12 protein-coding genes and 4 tRNA genes are annotated in these 16,712 nt (G+C 60.3%); 8 read left to right on the top strand and 8 right to left on the bottom strand.

Going from position 1 to position 16,712, the window contains the following annotated elements; all coding sequences use genetic code 11:
* Positions 1 to 76 precede the first annotated feature (76 nt).
* From ACWTV1_RS01665 to ACWTV1_RS01675, 3 genes are all read right to left on the bottom strand, one after another.
* A tRNA-Val gene (locus ACWTV1_RS01665) sits at positions 77 to 148 on the bottom strand.
* Between the two features lie 66 nt (positions 149 to 214).
* Positions 215 to 285: transfer RNA gene (locus ACWTV1_RS01670), tRNA-Cys, on the bottom strand.
* A 40-nt stretch (positions 286 to 325) separates the two neighbouring features.
* Positions 326 to 397: transfer RNA gene (locus ACWTV1_RS01675), tRNA-Gly, on the bottom strand.
* A gap of 115 nt (positions 398 to 512) precedes the next feature.
* Here ACWTV1_RS01675 and ACWTV1_RS01680 point away from each other — a divergent pair.
* Both ACWTV1_RS01680 and ACWTV1_RS01685 read left to right on the top strand, forming a co-directional pair.
* Positions 513 to 585: transfer RNA gene (locus ACWTV1_RS01680), tRNA-Val, on the top strand.
* 80 nt (positions 586 to 665) lie between these two features.
* Positions 666 to 1,523 (top strand): EI24 domain-containing protein, encoded by an 858-nt coding sequence (locus tag ACWTV1_RS01685; protein ID WP_498503861.1) that lies wholly within the window; start codon positions 666 to 668, stop codon positions 1,521 to 1,523.
* Here the strand turns inward: ACWTV1_RS01685 and ACWTV1_RS01690 are convergent.
* Both ACWTV1_RS01690 and zapE read right to left on the bottom strand, forming a co-directional pair.
* Positions 1,419 to 2,498 (bottom strand): ammonium transporter family protein, encoded by a 1,080-nt coding sequence (locus ACWTV1_RS01690; RefSeq protein WP_498503862.1) that lies wholly within the window; start codon positions 2,496 to 2,498, stop codon positions 1,419 to 1,421. The genes ACWTV1_RS01685 and ACWTV1_RS01690 overlap by 105 nt on opposite strands.
* Positions 2,499 to 2,586: 88 nt before the next feature.
* Entirely contained in the window at positions 2,587 to 3,597 is a 1,011-nt protein-coding gene (gene zapE, locus ACWTV1_RS01695; protein WP_100388896.1) for a cell division protein ZapE, read from the bottom strand.
* 138 nt (positions 3,598 to 3,735) lie between these two features.
* On the opposite strand from zapE, the gene ACWTV1_RS01700 reads away from it, so the two are divergent.
* Complete coding sequence (locus ACWTV1_RS01700) at positions 3,736 to 4,635, top strand: sulfurtransferase (RefSeq protein ID WP_498503863.1); 900 nt, start codon at positions 3,736 to 3,738, stop codon at positions 4,633 to 4,635.
* A 9-nt stretch (positions 4,636 to 4,644) separates the two neighbouring features.
* Positions 4,645 to 5,082, top strand: coding sequence for a SufE family protein (locus ACWTV1_RS01705; RefSeq protein WP_498503864.1), 438 nt, complete (start codon positions 4,645 to 4,647; stop codon positions 5,080 to 5,082).
* 90 nt (positions 5,083 to 5,172) lie between these two features.
* Here the strand turns inward: ACWTV1_RS01705 and ACWTV1_RS01710 are convergent, their stop codons facing one another.
* Entirely contained in the window at positions 5,173 to 6,369 is a 1,197-nt protein-coding gene (locus tag ACWTV1_RS01710) for an alpha/beta hydrolase family protein (RefSeq protein ID WP_498503865.1), read from the bottom strand.
* 79 nt (positions 6,370 to 6,448) lie between these two features.
* Between ACWTV1_RS01710 and ACWTV1_RS01715 the strand changes: the two genes are divergently transcribed.
* The 4 genes from ACWTV1_RS01715 (at position 6,449) to ACWTV1_RS01730 (ending at position 11,697) form a co-directional block, all read left to right on the top strand.
* On the top strand, positions 6,449 to 7,045 hold the full coding sequence (locus tag ACWTV1_RS01715) for a DUF3000 domain-containing protein (protein ID WP_100388892.1): 597 nt from the start codon (positions 6,449 to 6,451) through the stop codon (positions 7,043 to 7,045).
* Positions 7,038 to 8,297: an HRDC domain-containing protein gene (locus tag ACWTV1_RS01720; RefSeq protein ID WP_498503866.1), complete on the top strand. Its 1,260-nt coding sequence runs from the start codon at positions 7,038 to 7,040 to the stop codon at positions 8,295 to 8,297. Before ACWTV1_RS01715 ends, ACWTV1_RS01720 begins: the two co-directional genes overlap by 8 nt.
* A gap of 77 nt (positions 8,298 to 8,374) precedes the next feature.
* Positions 8,375 to 9,571, top strand: coding sequence for a thiolase family protein (locus ACWTV1_RS01725; RefSeq protein WP_498503867.1), 1,197 nt, complete (start codon positions 8,375 to 8,377; stop codon positions 9,569 to 9,571).
* Positions 9,572 to 9,573: 2 nt separating this feature from the next.
* Positions 9,574 to 11,697 carry a 3-hydroxyacyl-CoA dehydrogenase NAD-binding domain-containing protein gene (locus ACWTV1_RS01730; protein WP_498503868.1) on the top strand — a complete coding sequence of 708 codons (2,124 nt, stop codon included), beginning with the start codon at positions 9,574 to 9,576 and terminating at the stop codon, positions 11,695 to 11,697.
* A gap of 106 nt (positions 11,698 to 11,803) precedes the next feature.
* On the opposite strand, the gene dxs is transcribed toward ACWTV1_RS01730, so the two are convergent.
* On the bottom strand, positions 11,804 to 13,750 hold the full coding sequence (gene dxs, locus ACWTV1_RS01735) for a 1-deoxy-D-xylulose-5-phosphate synthase (protein WP_498503869.1): 1,947 nt from the start codon (positions 13,748 to 13,750) through the stop codon (positions 11,804 to 11,806).
* A 143-nt stretch (positions 13,751 to 13,893) separates the two neighbouring features.
* Positions 13,894 to 16,710 carry an aconitate hydratase AcnA gene (acnA, locus tag ACWTV1_RS01740; RefSeq protein ID WP_100389299.1) on the bottom strand — a complete coding sequence of 939 codons (2,817 nt, stop codon included), beginning with the start codon at positions 16,708 to 16,710 and terminating at the stop codon, positions 13,894 to 13,896.
* Between the last annotated feature and the right edge of the window lie 2 nt (positions 16,711 to 16,712).

A 16,712-nucleotide genomic window follows, 5' to 3' on the forward strand; every position in this document is an offset into this window, starting at 1 on the left:
GCAATTGGCCGCAGGCATAAGTGCCGCGCTGAATTGGTTAAAAAGCAGAAGCCCCGGCGAACCGGGGCTTCATCTGTGAGCGATACTGGGATCGAACCAGCGACCTCTTCCGTGTCAGGGAAGCGCGCTACCGCTGCGCCAATCGCTCATGCTATTTAGTTAGAAAAACCTAGTTTCAAACACCAACCGGCGAACCGGCTGAACACTCATTACGAGGTGGAGACGGGATTTGAACCCGCGTATACGGCTTTGCAGGCCGCTGCCTCGCCTCTCGGCCACTCCACCGCACATGAGAAGTGCCGGCGAGGCTGACACTTCTCATTCGAGCGGATGACGAGATTCGAACTCGCGACCCTAACCTTGGCAAGGTTATGCGCTACCACTGCGCCACATCCGCATTTGCAAGCTATTCGGTTACCCGTTTTCGCGTGCTAGATGACTGTATACGAAGAGTGCGCGAAGTTCCAATTCGGCCGCGAGCGTGTCGTCGAGATATGCAAAGATTGCACTGCGGGCGATTGGCGCAGTTGGTAGCGCGCTTCCTTCACACGGAAGAGGTCATCGGTTCGAGTCCGGTATCGCCCACCGTTCTTTCTCTTCATTTACGGCTGAAATCCCCGGATTTTCGCGGCTCTGCCCTGTGGTCCGCCCGGTAGCCTTGAGGAATGTCAGCTCCCTCTCCACGTCGCGCATCTGTGTTGCGAGAATTTTTTTCGGGCGTCGGATTTCTCTTTCGTGGATTTCGAATTTGGATCACCGCCCCTCGGCTGATGTTGCTGGGAATGATCCCTGCCGCCATCGTGGGCATCGCCGCGATAGCCGTGCTCGTTGCCCTGATCGTGAACATTGAGGTCATCGCCGTATCAATCACTCCTTTCGCCCGCGAATGGGGTGAAGTCGCGCAGGCTGCCACTCACTTCGCGGCGGGGCTGGCTCTCATCGTGGCGAGCATCCTCGTCATCCTGAACACGTACACCACGGTCACGTTGATGGTGGGCGACTCGTTTTACCGATTGATCGCCACCCACGTGGACGCCACACACGGTGCTCCCCCGGAACAACAGTCTCAAGGCTTCTGGCGCGACCTCCGTCGTGGAATCGGGGAAGGACTACGGGTGTTGATCCCCACCGTGGGACTCGCTGTCCTCGTATTCGCATTGGGATTCATCCCCATTGCGGGAGGAGTCATCGCAGCGACAGCGGGCGCGCTCCTGGGTGGATGGTTGCTGGTCGTCGAGCTCAGCAACATCCCCTTCGAATCCCGTGGACTCCACCTCACGGCTCGGCGGCGCACGCTGCGAGCGTCACGCGCGCGAGCCCTGGGGCTGGGGGCTGCGACCTACGTGGTCTTCTTAATCCCCTTCGGGGCCGTACTAGCTATGCCCGCCGCGGTTGCCGGCGCAACACTGCTGACGCGTTCAGTTCTTGGCGAGGATGCGCGGCTCAACGACCTCGCTACGACGCCCGACACGGCCCAAGAGCCACCACACGAGCGACGAGACAACAAACGCAAAGGCCGCTGACGCGAGCACGCTCTGAAGCTGCTGTTCAAAGATGAAAGTTTGACCGGTGAACAGGAACCCCGAACCTGTAGCCAATACACCAAGCGATACGACACCGATGCTCCCACCAATGAGGTGGGTGCTGACCAGAAACCGAAGTTGGTTCCCCAAAGGTGACCCTTTGCGCACAGTAAATGCACACGCAGCGGCGCCCGCAATAAAGCCAGCGACGGCCGCGGAAACAGGAGTGAACAACGGTGCGCCGGCAGAGACCGCGATGAGGCCGCTAATGAGACCACCGGCAAGGGATTTCAGTCTGATCGTGCCGTGGTTGATCAGCTGCACGATGCACCACCCCAACGCGCCAAAGCTCGCACTTACGGCCCCGTTCGCCAAGATGAGGCCCACCACGTCGTCGAAGGCGAACTCGGCGCCCACAAGCCATGCCAGCCACGCCAGCACGGCGAGAACGAGCGCGGCGATGCCCACAGAAACGGGAACGGACTTACGGGCGCCACGGATGAGAGAACGCCGCTCCACGACGAGCACTGCGAGCATGCTGGCACCGACCGCGACGCTCATGACCAAAGCACCACCATGATCGATCGGACTCAGGCCCAGCGGTGTCGTCGCCCCAAACGGCTCGAATGTACGCACTGCTATCGGGACATACACGGCGATACCCCACACGCAGCTATAGGCAACGCTCCGCCACAGCGGCGCGCCAGAACTTCGCGACACCAGCGTGACGAGGAAACAGCAGACGGCGCCTAAGGCGGCTAGCGAAGGCATCATCACCGTGCGTAAGTCGACGGACAATGCCGGAACTATGACCAACCACGCAACGGCGCCCGGAGCGGCGCAAGCTAGCGAGGTGATTGTTAGTGCGGTCCACGTCGCGGAAGGCAAGGTGCTCGCGTACAGAACGATAAGTGCCGCCAACAGCAGGAACAACGCGACCACCCCTAGGCTCGCCGCCGCAAAATCTGCCGTCACTGTTGCCCTCCCCGCACCAGTTTCGTGCCCATTGGGTCACCGCACAACACTTAACCCCTAATTGTTCGAGTGGTTCTCAACAATGAGATCAAGCTGTGTTGGATGTGAGAGCGATTAGCCGCGACACCGCGCGAAGATACTTCTTGCTGTAACCGCCCGCAAGCATGTCGTCGGGGAACACCGCATCCAGCGCAGTGCCATCGGCATAGATGGCCACTTGTGCGTCATACAGGCGGTCAACAAAGGCTACGAACCGCAACGCGTCGGTTTGGTTAGCAAACTCGTGCACACCGGTAAGCCCGACCGCGTCTATCCCCTCGATCAACTTCACATACCGCGAGGGGTGAACTCCAGCAAGATGTTTGAGTAGCTCGTCGAAGGAATCGAGTGTTGTCACACCGGTCGCTGTCGCAATAGCTGCCGCCGCATCCGCAACCGCGACGGCGTGGGCTCCCGTGTCGCGGCGACGGTAGTCGAGCCCATCGATACGGATGGTCTCGAACTTCGCCGAGAGCGAGTCGATTTCGCGCAAGAAATCTTGAGCCGCAAAGCGCCCTTCGCCGAGGGCGTTAGGTGGAGTATTGGATGTCGCAGCAATTTTGGTGCCCGAAGCGACCAGCTCAGACAGCAAGCGAGAAATCAACCGGGTATCACCGGGATCGTCGAGTTCGAATTCATCGATGCACACCAACGAAGCGCCCTTGAGCAGTTGCACAGCAGGCGCGTACCCCACGGCCCCCACGAGCGCCGTGTACTCAATAAACGTTCCGAAGTACTTTCGTCCGGCCATCTGATGCCACAGCGCCGCGAGCAAATGAGTCTTGCCCACGCCGAATCCGCCGTCGAGATAAACCCCAGGTTTTACTGCAGGAGTTTTCTTGCGAGAGAACAACCCTCCCGACTTGGCGCCGGCGACGAAATGCCGCATGGCTGCGACTGCTGCGCCCTGCGAGGGGTAGTCACGATCAGGACGATATGAATCTAAAGTCGCGCCGGTGAACTGGCGCGGCGGCACAAGTTCGGCAAGCATCTGCGCTCCGGTCAACGACGGGATACGATCGACTAGACGCTCAGGAGTCGTAGGCGCAGTAGCGCTCATTCTCAGCCTCGGTTATTTTTCGCAGTGTTACGGCAACGCGGTGTAATCAGCGGCGAATGCGTAATTTCTTGGGCAAGGGACCCACCAAGCTTAGTTTGAAGCCCGCGCCAGTTCTTCCACCCACAATCGGAGGTAGTTATGACTATCGAACGCGACCCAGCCCCCCAATTTGCTGAGTTCTCTCACCCTGAACGCTTGGTGTCTGCTCAGTGGGTTGAAGAACACCTCGGCGAACCCGGACTCGTCGTCGTCGAATCCGATGAAGACGTACTTCTGTACGAAACGGGTCACATCCGCGGCGCCGTCAAGATCGACTGGCACACAGACCTTAACGACCCGGTCACACGCGACTATATCGATGGCGAAGGCTTCGCTGAGCTCATGTCGCGCAGCGGCATCTCGCGCGACAGCACCGTCGTGATTTACGGTGACAAGACCAACTGGTGGGCTGCCTACGCCCTGTGGGTTTTCACTCTCTTCGGTCACGAAGACGTCCGCCTCATGGATGGTGGCCGCGCAAAGTGGGAGGCTGACGGCCGCGAGTACACCCTCGAAGTTCCCACCCCGGCCCCGACGGAGTACCCCATCGTCGAACGCTCCGACTCGGTGATTCGCGCGTTCCGCGATGACGTACTCGCCCACCTCGGTAACCCGCTGATCGACGTCCGTTCGCCCGAAGAGTACAGCGGTGCGCGCACAACGGTTCCCGGCTACCCCGAAGAAGGCGCACTTCGCGCCGGCCACATCCCTAGCGCACAGAGCGTGCCGTGGTCGAAGGCTGTCGCTGAAGACGGCACGTTCCGCCCGCTCAGCGAGCTGAACACCATCTACCGCGAGGGTGCGGGCTTAAAGGATGGCGACGACATCGTCGCCTACTGCCGCATCGGTGAGCGCTCGAGTCACACCTGGTTCGTTCTCAACTACCTCATGGGCTTCCCGAACGTGCGCAACTACGACGGATCGTGGACCGAATGGGGGTCCCTTGTACGGGTTCCGATCGCTCTCGGCACTGAGCCGGGTGACGTTCCTTCCCGTTAGACTGATGCAGTGAGTGAGCAGCAGATCCCCAGCCAGTTAGCCGAAATTCGAGACGACTTTCTTGGCTTCGAGCTGAGGGATCGGCTGCAGCTTCTGCTGGAGTTCGCCAACGAACTTCCGGAGCTACCGACGCGCTACGCCGACCATCCCGACCTCTTCGAACGGGTGGAAGAGTGCCAGTCCCCCGTTTTCATCTTCGTTGAAGTAGAGAACGACATCGTTCACATGTTTGCTACAGCGCCATCTGAGGCTCCCACGACGCGAGGTTTCGCGTCCATCTTGGTACAGGGCCTCTCCGGCCTCAGTAGTGCGGAAGTGCTCGAGTTGTCGGATGACTTTCCGCAGACCCTCGGTCTCTCTCAAGCTGTCAGCCCTCTGAGGCTGCGCGGCATGACCGGCATGCTAGCGCGCGCCAAGCGACAGATCCGGCTAAAGACCGCGGTCTAACAGCAGCAGCGTAGGCGCCTGTGCACACTAAAAACGAGGCGCCACAATCGAGGCGCCGCGACCGTCGGGTCGACCAGGTCGACGTCGCAGCTAGTCAACGGATGCCGCATCCGCCCCGAGCTGCGCCGCTAGCCATACTCGAATCGCGGTCAGCCACCGATCGCTGTCGTAGTTCCACAGGCGAGTGTGGCCTGCCGTGTCGAACTCTTCGTAGGTGACGATGTCGGGTCGAGCTTCCGCCAGTGCGCGAGACGGCTCTACGGGCACATAGCCGTCGTCTTCGCTGTGCATCAACAAGATGGGGCGATCAAGCTCGTCCGCACGGTTGACGAAGTTCATCTCTGCGATATCGAGTGGCCCCTCCATGCCGACGAGAAAGGGAGCCTGGTCGCTGTTCAATACAATCTGGGCTGCCCGTTGGACCGGGGTAGGAATGCGGTTGAGGTCGCCGTGCAACTCCATCGTCGGCCCCCAGGCGATTACCGGTGAATCGAGAACAAGCCCAATGATCGTGTCGCGGTTGCTCGAACGGACCAATGTCTGAAGGGCGGTTGCCCCACCCATTGACCACCCCATGAGGATGATTTGTTCGGCGCCGGACGCGAGAGCGTAAGAAATCGCTGCGTCAACGTCTCGGTATTCCGTCGAACCCAAGCCGTAGCGACCGTCGGACGAGCTGGGGGCTTCTGTGTCGTTGCGGTACGACACGGCAAGGGAGGTAACGCCGGCAGCGTGGAACTCGCCCAAGGCTCGAACCGTTTCGGGGCGTTGCACGCCGCGGCCGTGAATGTGGATGGCCCACGTCGCCGTAGGACGCGCCGCAGGAACCAGCCACGCGGGTGCTGGCCCTAACTCTGTGGGAACCATCACCTCGGAATACTCGAGTCCGAGTCCAGCCGGCGTGACGTAGAACCACCCACTAGTACGAGCGTTATCGCCCGGCTGCGGCACGCCCTTCTCTACCTCAACCAATTCACGCGCCACCCATTGGGCACCCTGCGAAACCACCGGACCAATTCGCGCGAGTCCGGAGTTGTCGGCGAACCACAGGCTGAAGCGACCGGGAGCCCGGCTCTCCGCCGCCGATGACAACACGATCGTCGACTCTCCCACCGCGAGTACCCGCAAAGTACTGTCGGCTTTCCCTGGCGGGGTCACGATTTTGCGCGCAAAATAGATCGACAGCGCAGCGCCACTGACCAGAGCGATGCCTGCTGCGGCCACCGCAGCAACCGCAACTCCACCAACAACCTTGGCAGCGACGCGGAGTTGAGAAGATACCGGCATCCTAAAACCTCCATCGTGTAGCCGTCAGAGCGCGGCGTGCCTTACTAGCGATTGTTCAGCTAAAGCCTAATCTTCTGACGTGCCTGAATCGCCAGCTGGACCAACGCCGCCCGCGATATTTGCGTCCGCGGTCGAGTCACTCCGTGCCGCCACGCTGCGCCCCGAGCTCGCGATTACCGAAATTTCGGCGCCGACTCAGATCGCGCCGTGGTCATTCGCCCTTGCTGCGGATGTCACGCCCAGCCGTCACGGTGAAGACTCTGACCTCGGCACCGGCCGCTTCGTTCTGTTGTATGACCCCGAGTCGCCCGACGCGTGGGAGGGCGAGTTCAGGATCATCTGCTTCGCCCAAGCGCCGCTCGAACCTGACATCGGAGTCGATGAATTTCTGAGCTCAGTCACGTGGTCCTGGCTCGTCGACGCGCTCGATAGCCGTGGCGCGAAGTACGACCAAGTTTCCGGCACCGCTACTCGCATCCTCTCTACGGGATTCGGCGAACTGGAGTCGCAGCCCGACGGCGCACAAATTGAACTTCGAGCCTCTTGGAGCCCTCAAGATCTCGACATTGCTGCTCATGTGGAAGGCTGGAGCGAGTTAGTCTGCATGCTTGCCGGACTTCCGCCCACGATTGAAGGAGTCACCATGTTGTCGGCCCGTAGAGCTGGGCGTGAGTAGCGCCTCCGAGAGTGCAGCCCCCGAGGGCGAGTCGCACGCCGCAACCCAAGCCCCTCATGTTCCCGTTGATGTCATCGACGATCGGGACGAATATCTTGCTGCCGTCGACGCCATTGCTGCCGGACACGGCCCCATCGGTATCGACGCCGAACGGGCCAGCGGCTACCGCTACTCGCAGCGTGCGTATCTCATTCAGATCTTTCGACGTGGCGCCGGCACCTTTCTCTTCGATCCGCCCGCCATTGGTGACTTCAGCGAGCTGAACGACGTCATTGCAGAGGAAGAGTGGATCCTGCACGCGGCCACTCAAGACCTCACTTGTTTGCGCGAGGTCGGCCTGAATCCCACCCGTCTCTTTGACACGGAGCTCGGTGCGCGAATCGCGGGTCTTCCCCGCGTCGGTCTCGGAACGGTCGTCGAGCACTTACTCGGCATCCACCTTGCGAAGGAACATTCCTCGGCAGACTGGTCGACCCGCCCGCTTCCGCAGTCGTGGCTCGTTTACGCCGCGCTGGATGTCGAGCTTCTCGTTGATCTTCGCGAAGAGCTTGGTGCGCTGCTCGATAAGGACGGTAAGGGCGAGATCGCTCGCCAAGAGTTCGAATCGGTCTTGGGACGCGATCTCAGCAATGTACGGGCCGAGCCATGGCGTCGGTTGAGCGGAGTTCACTCGATACGCGGCGGCAAGAACTTGGCCGTGGCACGTGAGCTCTGGCTCGCTCGCGATGCGTACGCGCAAGAAGTCGACACGGCCCCTGGTCGTCTCGTGCCCGACTCAGCGCTGCTCGCAGCCGCGAAGGTCCTCCCCGAGTCAAAGCGACAGCTGTCGAGTTTGAAAGAGTTCCGCGGGCGCGCAAGCCGCACCCAGATTGACCGCTGGTGGGATGCCATCCAGGCGGGGCTTGCATCGACCGATATTCCTGCCTCGCGCGTAGCTAACGACACGCTGCCTCCCCCGCGAGTCTGGTCGGACAAGAATCCCGAAGCGGATCGTCGCTTAAAAGCTGCTCGCGCGCTCATGACCGAGTTCTCCGAAGAGATGTCAATTCCTATCGAGAACTTATTGACGCCCGACTACCTGCGCCGAGTTGCGTGGAACCCGCCCGCAGAAATCTCTACGGAGAGCATTTCTGAAGCCCTCATCGCGCTCGGAGCACGTCAATGGCAACTTGACGTATCTGCACAGTCAATTGCGCAAGCCTTTGTGGAAGCCAACCAAACGCCTGAGGACTCCGTCAATAGCGAGTCGTAGGAACAATCAAAGGATTCCTAACCTTAAACTCGGCCACTTATGATCAGTGCTACATCCAAGGATTTAGTGGAGGCATTGTGGCCGAGAAAACCGAGATTGTATTCGTAGATGGAGTCCGTACTCCATTTGGACGTGCCGGCGAGAAGGGCATGTTCTGGAATACCAGAGCTGATGACCTCGTCGTCAAGGCGATGATCGGACTTCTGGAGCGTAACCCCCAGATTCCGAAGGAACGCTTCGATGAAGTTGCCATCGCGGCAACCACTCAAACTGGAGATCAAGGCTTGACGATCGGCCGCAGTGCGGCTCTTCTCGCCGGACTCCCCCAATCAGTTCCCGGATATGCCATCGACCGCATGTGTGCTGGCGCGATGACCGCCGTCACCAACGTGGCCGGCGGAATCGCTTTTGGCGCCTATGACTTGGCGATCGCTGGCGGCGTCGAGCACATGGGACATCACCCCATGGGTTCTGGCGTAGACCCGAACCCTCGCTTCCTCGCAGAAAAGTTGGTTGACCCTGAAGCCCTCAACATGGGCAACACCGCCGAGAAGCTTCACGACCGCTTCCCGCACCTCACGAAGGCCCGCGCCGATGCATTCGCGCTGCGCAGCCAACAGCGCGCCACGGCAGCGTACGAAGCCAACAACATCCAGCCCGACCTGATCTCTGTCGCTACGAAGAGCGAGTCCGGCTGGGGCTTGGCTACTCGCGATGAGGGGCTTCGCCCGGAAACGACTCTCGAGGGCCTTGCCGGTCTCAAGACGCCGTTCCGCCCGCACGGCCGCATCACGGCCGGAAACGCCTCGGGGCTCAACGACGGAGCGACCGCCAGCATCATCGCTAGCGGCGAAATGGCTCGTGAACTCGGCCTCAAGCCCAAGATGCGCATGGTGAGCTTCGCCTACGCCGGCGTGGAACCCGAAATCATGGGTATTGGTCCGATCCCCTCGACCGAGAAGGCGCTGCGTAAGGCTGGCCTCACGATCGAAGACATCGGCCTCTTCGAACTGAATGAAGCATTCGCTGTTCAGGTGCTCTCGTTGCTCGACCATTACGGCATCGATGACGAGGACCCCCGCGTCAACCAGTGGGGTGGAGCCATCGCAATGGGACACCCGCTCGCGTCATCCGGTGTCCGTCTCATGATTCAGCTCGCCGCACAGTTCGAACAGCACCCCGAGGTGCGTTACGGCCTGACCGCCATGTGTGTCGGCCTCGGTCAAGGTGGATCCGTTATCTGGGAGAACCCCAACTACAAGGGAGCAAAGTAACAATGACCCAGCAATTTGCACGTCTTGCTGATCTGGCCCAAGACGAAGTAGTCACTCACTCCTACGTGCGCGACGTTCCGCTCTCAGCGGGCCGCACACTTGCCCTCATTACGCTCGACAACGGCAAGGACCACACCCGTCCGAATACGCTTGGCCCTGCCACTCTTCTCGAGTTCGCCAAGGTTCTCGATGAGCAAAAGGAACGCGCCACCGCTGGCGAGATTCACGGCCTCGCTGTCACCGGAAAGCCCTTCATCTTCGCTGCGGGCGCCGATCTTTCAAAGGTCAGCGAGATTCCTGACCGCGAAACCGGTAAGCAGATGGCTGAACTTGGTCACTGGGCGCTCGGCAAACTCAGCGACTTGGGTGTTCCCTCCTTCGTGTTCATTAACGGTCTCGCTTTGGGCGGTGGCGTCGAGGTTCCCCTCAACGCCGACTACCGTACGATCGACAGCTCGGTTCCCGCGCTGGCGCTGCCCGAAGTCTTCCTCGGACTCATTCCAGGTTGGGGCGGAGCCTGGTTGCTCCCCAACCTCATCGGCATCGAGAATGCTCTCAAGGTCGTCATCGAGAACCCGCTCAAGAACAACCGGATGCTCAAGGGACCCGAAGCGTTTGAGCTGGGCATCGCCGACGCCATGTTTGGCCCCGCCAACTTCCTCGAAGATTCCATTCGCTGGGCAGATGGTGTCATCGCTGGCACCACGAAGGTCAAGCGCAAGAATGAGCCGAGCAAGATCGAGCGCACGGTGAAGTGGGATGTGGCTATCGGTATCGCCGAGAAGATGCTCGCGAACCGCATTGGGCGCGTCGCCAAGTCACCCTACGCTGCGCTTGCACTGCTCAAGGCCGCCAAGAACACTGACAAGAAGACTGGTTTCGAGGCAGAGGACAATGCTCTCGCCGACATGATCTCCGGTGACCAGTTCCAGGCCAGCATCTACGCCTTCAACCTCGTGCAGAAGCGCGCAAAGCGCCCCGCGGGAGCTCCCGATAAGGAACTCGCCCGCAAGGTGACGAAGGTCGGTGTTATCGGTGCCGGCCTCATGGCTCGCCAGTTTGCGCTGCTCTTCGTTCGCCGCCTGCAGGTGCCGGTTGTCATCACTGATCTTGATCAGGCCGCAACCGACGCCGGAGTCGCCGCGATTCATGCGGAGATCGACAAGCTCCACGAGAAGGGCCGCCTCTCTTCTGACGACACGAACCGCCTCAAGGCGCTAGTGACGGGAACCACGAACAAGGCTGACTTCGCTGACTGCGATTGGGTCATCGAAGCGATCTACGAAGAACTCGGTGCAAAGCAGTCGGTCTTCGCGGAGGTCGAGCAGTACATCTCCGAAGAGGCTATTTTGGCCACGAATACCTCGTCACTTTCTGTCGAGCAGATCGGTGCCAAACTGAAGCACCCGGAACGCGTTGTGGGTTTCCACTTCTTCAACCCGGTTGCCGTCATGCCGTTGATCGAGGTCGTCAAGACACCTCACACCAACGACGAGACTCTCTCCACCGCCATGGTGACCGCGAAGAACCTACGCAAGAATGCCGTCATCACGACAGACACTCCTGGCTTCGTAGTGAACCGCATCCTCGCGAAGGTTCTCGGCGAAGCGATGCACGCAGTGGACACCGGAACTCCTTTCGAGATCGTTGAAGAGTCCACCCGTCCGTTCGGCCTTCCGATGACACCGTTCGAGCTGCTCGAACTCGTCGGGCTCAAGGTCGGCGCCCACGTTCTGGACACACATCATGCGGCGTTCCCCGAGCGCTTCTTTGAGAGCAAGAACCTTCACAAGCTCGCGGAACTTGGCTACATCTTCGACCGTGACAGCAAGGGCAAGTCAAAGGGCGTCTCCAAGAAAGCTGTCGAGATCGTCAAGGGCGGCAACTCGCCCATGACAGCGGAAGAGCTTCAGATCCGCATCGAAGATGGTCTCGCCGACGAAATTCATCGGATGCTGGAAGACGGCGTTGTCGCTGCGGCAGAAGACATCGACCTCTGCCTCATTCTCGGCGCGGGCTACCCGTTCCAGATGGGTGGAGTCACGCCCTACCTCGACCGCGCAGGAGCGTCGGAGCGAGCATTCGGCAGCACCTTCCACGACCCGCGCATCCGCGGCGTTCAGTAGGCGCGCACCCCTATCGATATAACGGCCGAGGCCCTGTTCAGAGAGAATCTGAACAGGGCCTCGAGTCGTTAGGTTTCCACGCGGCGTAACCCGCGCGGCGGCGCGGCTAGCTGCGTTCGGCGGGAAGCCGATACTCATCGGAGTCGCTCTCACGAAGCGGCCGAGCAATCGGGATCTTGCTGCCGAGTACTTGGGCGACAACATCGCGAGCAATGTGCTGGGGGGTCAAGCCCACCTGATTAAGGATGTAGTCACGGCTGCCATGATCGAGGAACGTGTCCGGCAATCCCAGCTCGTTCACCGCGGTGTCGACGCCATGGGCACGCATGTCCTGGCGAATGCGCGTTCCGATACCGCCCACGCGCACACCGTCTTCGATCGTGATTACGATGCGGTGATCTGCGGCGAAATCGATGACACTTCGGGGAACCGGAACCACCCAGCGAGGGTCGATCACGGTAGCACCGATTCCTTGGGCTGCGAGAAGCTCTGCAACCTGCAGTCCAGTCTTGGCCATCGATCCCACCGTAACGATGAGAACATCGCGCTGCTCGTCTTCGCGAAGCACATCCACACCGTCCTCGGTGCGACGAAGCGCATCGTACGCGGTCCCTACGGTGCCTTTAGCGAAGCGAATGACGGTTGGTGCATCGTCGACCGCGACAGCCTCGCCGAGCTCCTCACGCAGGCGTGCAGCGTCTCTGGGGGCCGCAATACGGATATTCGGGACGACCTGCAATAGGGCGAGATCCCACATGCCGTGATGGCTTGCGCCGTCGGGGCCAGTGACCCCCGCTCGATCAAGCACGAAGGTGACGCCCGCGCGGTGAAGCGCGACATCCATCAGCACCTGGTCGAAAGCGCGATTGACGAATGTGGCGTACAGCGCCACCACCGGGTGAAGTCCACCAAACGCGAGTCCCGCTGCTGACGTAACCGCGTGTTGTTCAGCGATGCCGACGTCGTGAACCCGTGCCGGATACTTTTCAGCGAAGCGATGAAGGCCCGTTGGGCGCAGCATGGCAGCAGTGATTCCGACGAGACGCGGGTTGGCATCCGCCAGCTTCACGATTTCTTCGGAGAAGACCGATGTCCACGATGCAGCGCCGCCCGTGTCGATCGGCTCCCCCGTCGCCGGATCAATCTGACCGACGGCGTGGAACTGATCCGCGACGTCGGCTAAGGCCGGTTCGTAGCCGCGGCCCTTCTCGGTAATCGCGTGAACGATAACTGGAGCGCCGTACGACTTAGCCTGCTCGAGCGTCTCGACGAGCGCGCCGATGTCGTGGCCGTGAACGGGGCCCAAGTACTTGATGTCCAGATTCGAGTAGAGGGCTTCGTTGTTGCTAAAGCGCGAAAGGAACCCGTGTGCGCCGCCGCGGATGCCGCGATACAGCGCTCTTCCCGGTCCGCCAAAGGTGCCGAAGAATTTCTCGCTCGATCCATGCAACGAGCGGTAGGAGCGTCGGGTGCGCACGCTGTTGAGAAAGTGCGCCATCCCTCCGATGGTAGGAGCATACGACCGCCCATTGTCGTTGACGACAATGACCAGATTGCGACTGTTGTCGTCGCTGATGTTGTTGAGCGCTTCCCACGTCATCCCGCCCGTGAGGGCCCCGTCGCCGACAACTGCGACCACGTGACGGTCGCCCTGGCCCGTCATTTCAAAGGCGCGGGAAATCCCGTCTGCCCACGACAGCGAACTTGAGGCGTGGGAACTCTCTACGATGTCGTGCTCAGATTCTGAACGTTGCGGGTAACCCGCAAGGCCACCCTGCGAACGTAGTTTCGTGAAGTCTTTGCGGCCCGTCAAAATCTTGTGAACGTAGCTCTGGTGTCCGGTGTCGAACACCACAGCATCTCGCGGTGAGTCAAAGACACGATGAATAGCCGTAGTGAGCTCGACAACGCCGAGGTTGGGGCCGAGATGCCCGCCCGTTCGCGACACGTTCTCGATCAAGAACTCGCGGATCTCTTGCGATAGCTGAGTAAGTTGCTGTGTAGAGAGACCGTCTAGATCTCGGGGACCATTGATTCCCTCGAGTATGTTCATACGTTCAGTCTAGGCTCCTTCAATTGCCATGTGAACAAATGTGCATGAGGTTCTGAGCCGACCCTCAGTCTTCTCCAGCAACGCAAAAAGCGCGCGGGGAGAGCATAAATGCTCTTCCCGCGCGCCCTTTGCGCACGCGCTAGTTAGACCAGCGAACGCAGAACGTACTGAAGGATTCCACCGTTGCGGTAGTAGTCAGCCTCACCGGGAGTGTCGATGCGAAGCTTCGCGTCGAACTCGATGGTTGCCTTGCCCTCGGGCGAGTGCGCGGTTGGCTCCGCTACGACGTGCAGCGTGCTGGGAATGCGGTCGTCGTTGAGTTCTTCGACACCGGTGATGCTGATGCTCTCGGTACCGTCGAGTCCCAGCGTCTCCCAGCTCTGTCCCTCAGGGAACTGGAGCGGAAGAACGCCCATTCCGATGAGGTTGGAGCGGTGAATGCGCTCGAAGCTCTCGCAGATGACAGCCTTCACGCCGAGCAAGCTCGTGCCCTTGGCAGCCCAGTCACGCGATGAACCGGAACCGTACTCCTTGCCGCCGAGAACGACGAGCGGAGTTTCCTGCGCTGCGTAGTTCTGAGCCGCATCGTAGATGAACGACTGTGCGGCATCCGGCGTGGTGAAGTCGCGAGTGTAACCACCCTCAACGCCATCGAGAAGCTGGTTCTTGAGGCGGATGTTGGCGAAGGTTCCACGGATCATTACTTCGTGGTTTCCACGGCGCGATCCGTAAGAGTTGAAGTCCTTACGGTCGATGCCGTGCTCTGCGAGGTAGATACCAGCGGGGCTGTCGCCCTTGATCGAACCGGCAGGGCTGATGTGGTCGGTCGTAACCGAGTCGCCCAGCTTGGCCAGAACGCGAGCACCCGAAATCGAGCTGACCGGAGTGATCTCCATGGTCATGCCCTCGAAGTATGGGGGCTTGCGCACGTAGGTCGACTCGTCATCCCACTCGAAAGTGGACCCGGTCGGCGTCGGCAGGTTCTGCCAGCGCTCGTCACCGTCGAAGACACCGGCGTACTCGTGAGTGAACATGTCGCGGTCAATCGACGAGTCGATTGTTGCCTGAACCTCAGCAGCGTCGGGCCAGATGTCCTTCAAGAAGACATCGTTGCCGTCCTGGTCTTGACCAAGAGCATCGGTGTCGAAGTCGAAGTTCATCGAACCCGCGAGAGCGTAGGCAATAACGAGCGGAGGGCTCGCGAGGTAGTTCATCTTTACGTCGGGGTTGATGCGACCCTCGAAGTTGCGGTTTCCCGAAAGAACCGCAGTGACCGCGAGATCGTTCTCGTTGATCGCGGCGGAAATTTCATCTTCCAGAGGACCCGAGTTACCGATACACGTCGTGCAGCCGTAGCCAACGGTGTAGAAACCGAGAGCTTCAAGCGACTCGTCGAGACCCGACTTCGCGTAGTAGTCAGTGACTACCTTGGAACCGGGAGCCAGGGTGGTCTTGACCCACGGCTTCGACTTGAGGCCCTTCGCCGCTGCATTGCGAGCCAGCAAGCCTGCTGCGAGCATCACCGACGGGTTCGACGTGTTGGTGCACGAGGTAATCGCTGCAATAGCAACGGCACCGTGATCGAGAGTGAAGGGGTCTCCGCCATCGACACTCACCGAGGTCGGCTGCGATGCAGTCGACGGAGCATGACTGGAGTGCGTGTGGGAACGCTCGTGAGCGGAATCTTCATCCTGCGGGGTGAGACCAACCGGGTCGGATGCCGGGAAGGTTCCTTCAACCGCAGCGTCGACCTTGGAATGGTCCATGGATGCGTAGTTGTTGAGGTCGATCTCGAACTGGCTCTTCGCGCTGGTGAGCTCAATGCGGTCCTGAGGACGCTTCGGGCCAGCGATTGACGGAACAACAGTGGCGAGGTCGAGCTCGAGGTACTCGCTGTAGTTAGGCTCAACGCTCGGGTCGTGCCAGAGCGACTGAAGCTTCGCGTACGCCTCAACAAGCTGGACCTGCTCTTCGCTGCGACCCGTGAGACGCAAGTAATCGAGCGTGACATCGTCAACGGGGAACATTGCTGCCGTCGAACCGAATTCGGGGCTCATGTTTCCGATGGTTGCGCGGTTAGCGAGCGGCACTGCGCCAACGCCCTCGCCGTAGAACTCAACGAACTTGCCGACAACGCCATGCTGGCGCAGCATCTGCGTGATCGTCAGCACAACGTCGGTGGCGGTGACGCCAGCAGGAATCTCGCCGTTGAGCTTGAAGCCAACGACCTTGGGGATGAGCATCGATACGGGCTGGCCGAGCATTGCTGCCTCGGCTTCAATACCGCCAACGCCCCAGCCAAGAACACCGAGGCCGTTTACCATCGTGGTGTGCGAGTCCGTGCCGACAAGCGTGTCGGGGAAGGCGCGAGTCTTGCCGTCAACTTCACGCGTGTACGTGACACGGGCAAGGTGCTCAATGTTCACCTGGTGAACGATTCCCGTTCCCGGAGGCACAACCTTGAAGTCATCGAATGCCGTCTGGCCCCAACGAAGGAACTGGTAACGCTCACCATTGCGCTGGTACTCAAGCTCGACGTTGCGTTCGAGAGCGTTCTCGGAACCGAAAAGGTCCGCAATGACCGAGTGGTCGATTACGAGTTCTGCAGGAGCTAGCGGGTTGATCTTGGTGGGGTCTCCGCCGAGTTCAGCGACGGCCTCGCGCATCGTCGCGAGGTCAACGATGCACGGAACACCGGTGAAGTCCTGCATCACAACGCGGGCGGGGGTGAACTGGATTTCGGTGTCGGGGTCTGCACTGGGCACCCACGATCCGAGAGACTCGATCTGCGACTTCGTGACGTTCTTTCCGTCTTCGGTGCGCAGGAGGTTTTCGAGCAAAACCTTGAGGCTAAACGGTAGCTTTTCGTATCCCGCTACCTTGTCGATGCGGAACACTTCATAGTCGGCTGAACCGACTGTGAGGGTGTCTTTCGACCCAAAACTATTGACTGTCGACACTG

The organism is Salinibacterium sp. VpJ6, from assembly GCF_059767345.1.

Coding starts and splice junctions, on each gene's coding strand:
- ACWTV1_RS01685 (WP_498503861.1), top strand. CDS start 666: ATGTCAGCTCCCTCTCCACGTCGCGCATCTGTGTTGCGAGAATTTTTT.
- zapE (WP_100388896.1), bottom strand. CDS start 3,597: ATGAGCGCTACTGCGCCTACGACTCCTGAGCGTCTAGTCGATCGTATC.
- ACWTV1_RS01700 (WP_498503863.1), top strand. CDS start 3,736: ATGACTATCGAACGCGACCCAGCCCCCCAATTTGCTGAGTTCTCTCAC.
- ACWTV1_RS01710 (WP_498503865.1), bottom strand. CDS start 6,369: ATGCCGGTATCTTCTCAACTCCGCGTCGCTGCCAAGGTTGTTGGTGGA.
- ACWTV1_RS01730 (WP_498503868.1), top strand. CDS start 9,574: ATGACCCAGCAATTTGCACGTCTTGCTGATCTGGCCCAAGACGAAGTA.
- dxs (WP_498503869.1), bottom strand. CDS start 13,750: ATGAACATACTCGAGGGAATCAATGGTCCCCGAGATCTAGACGGTCTC.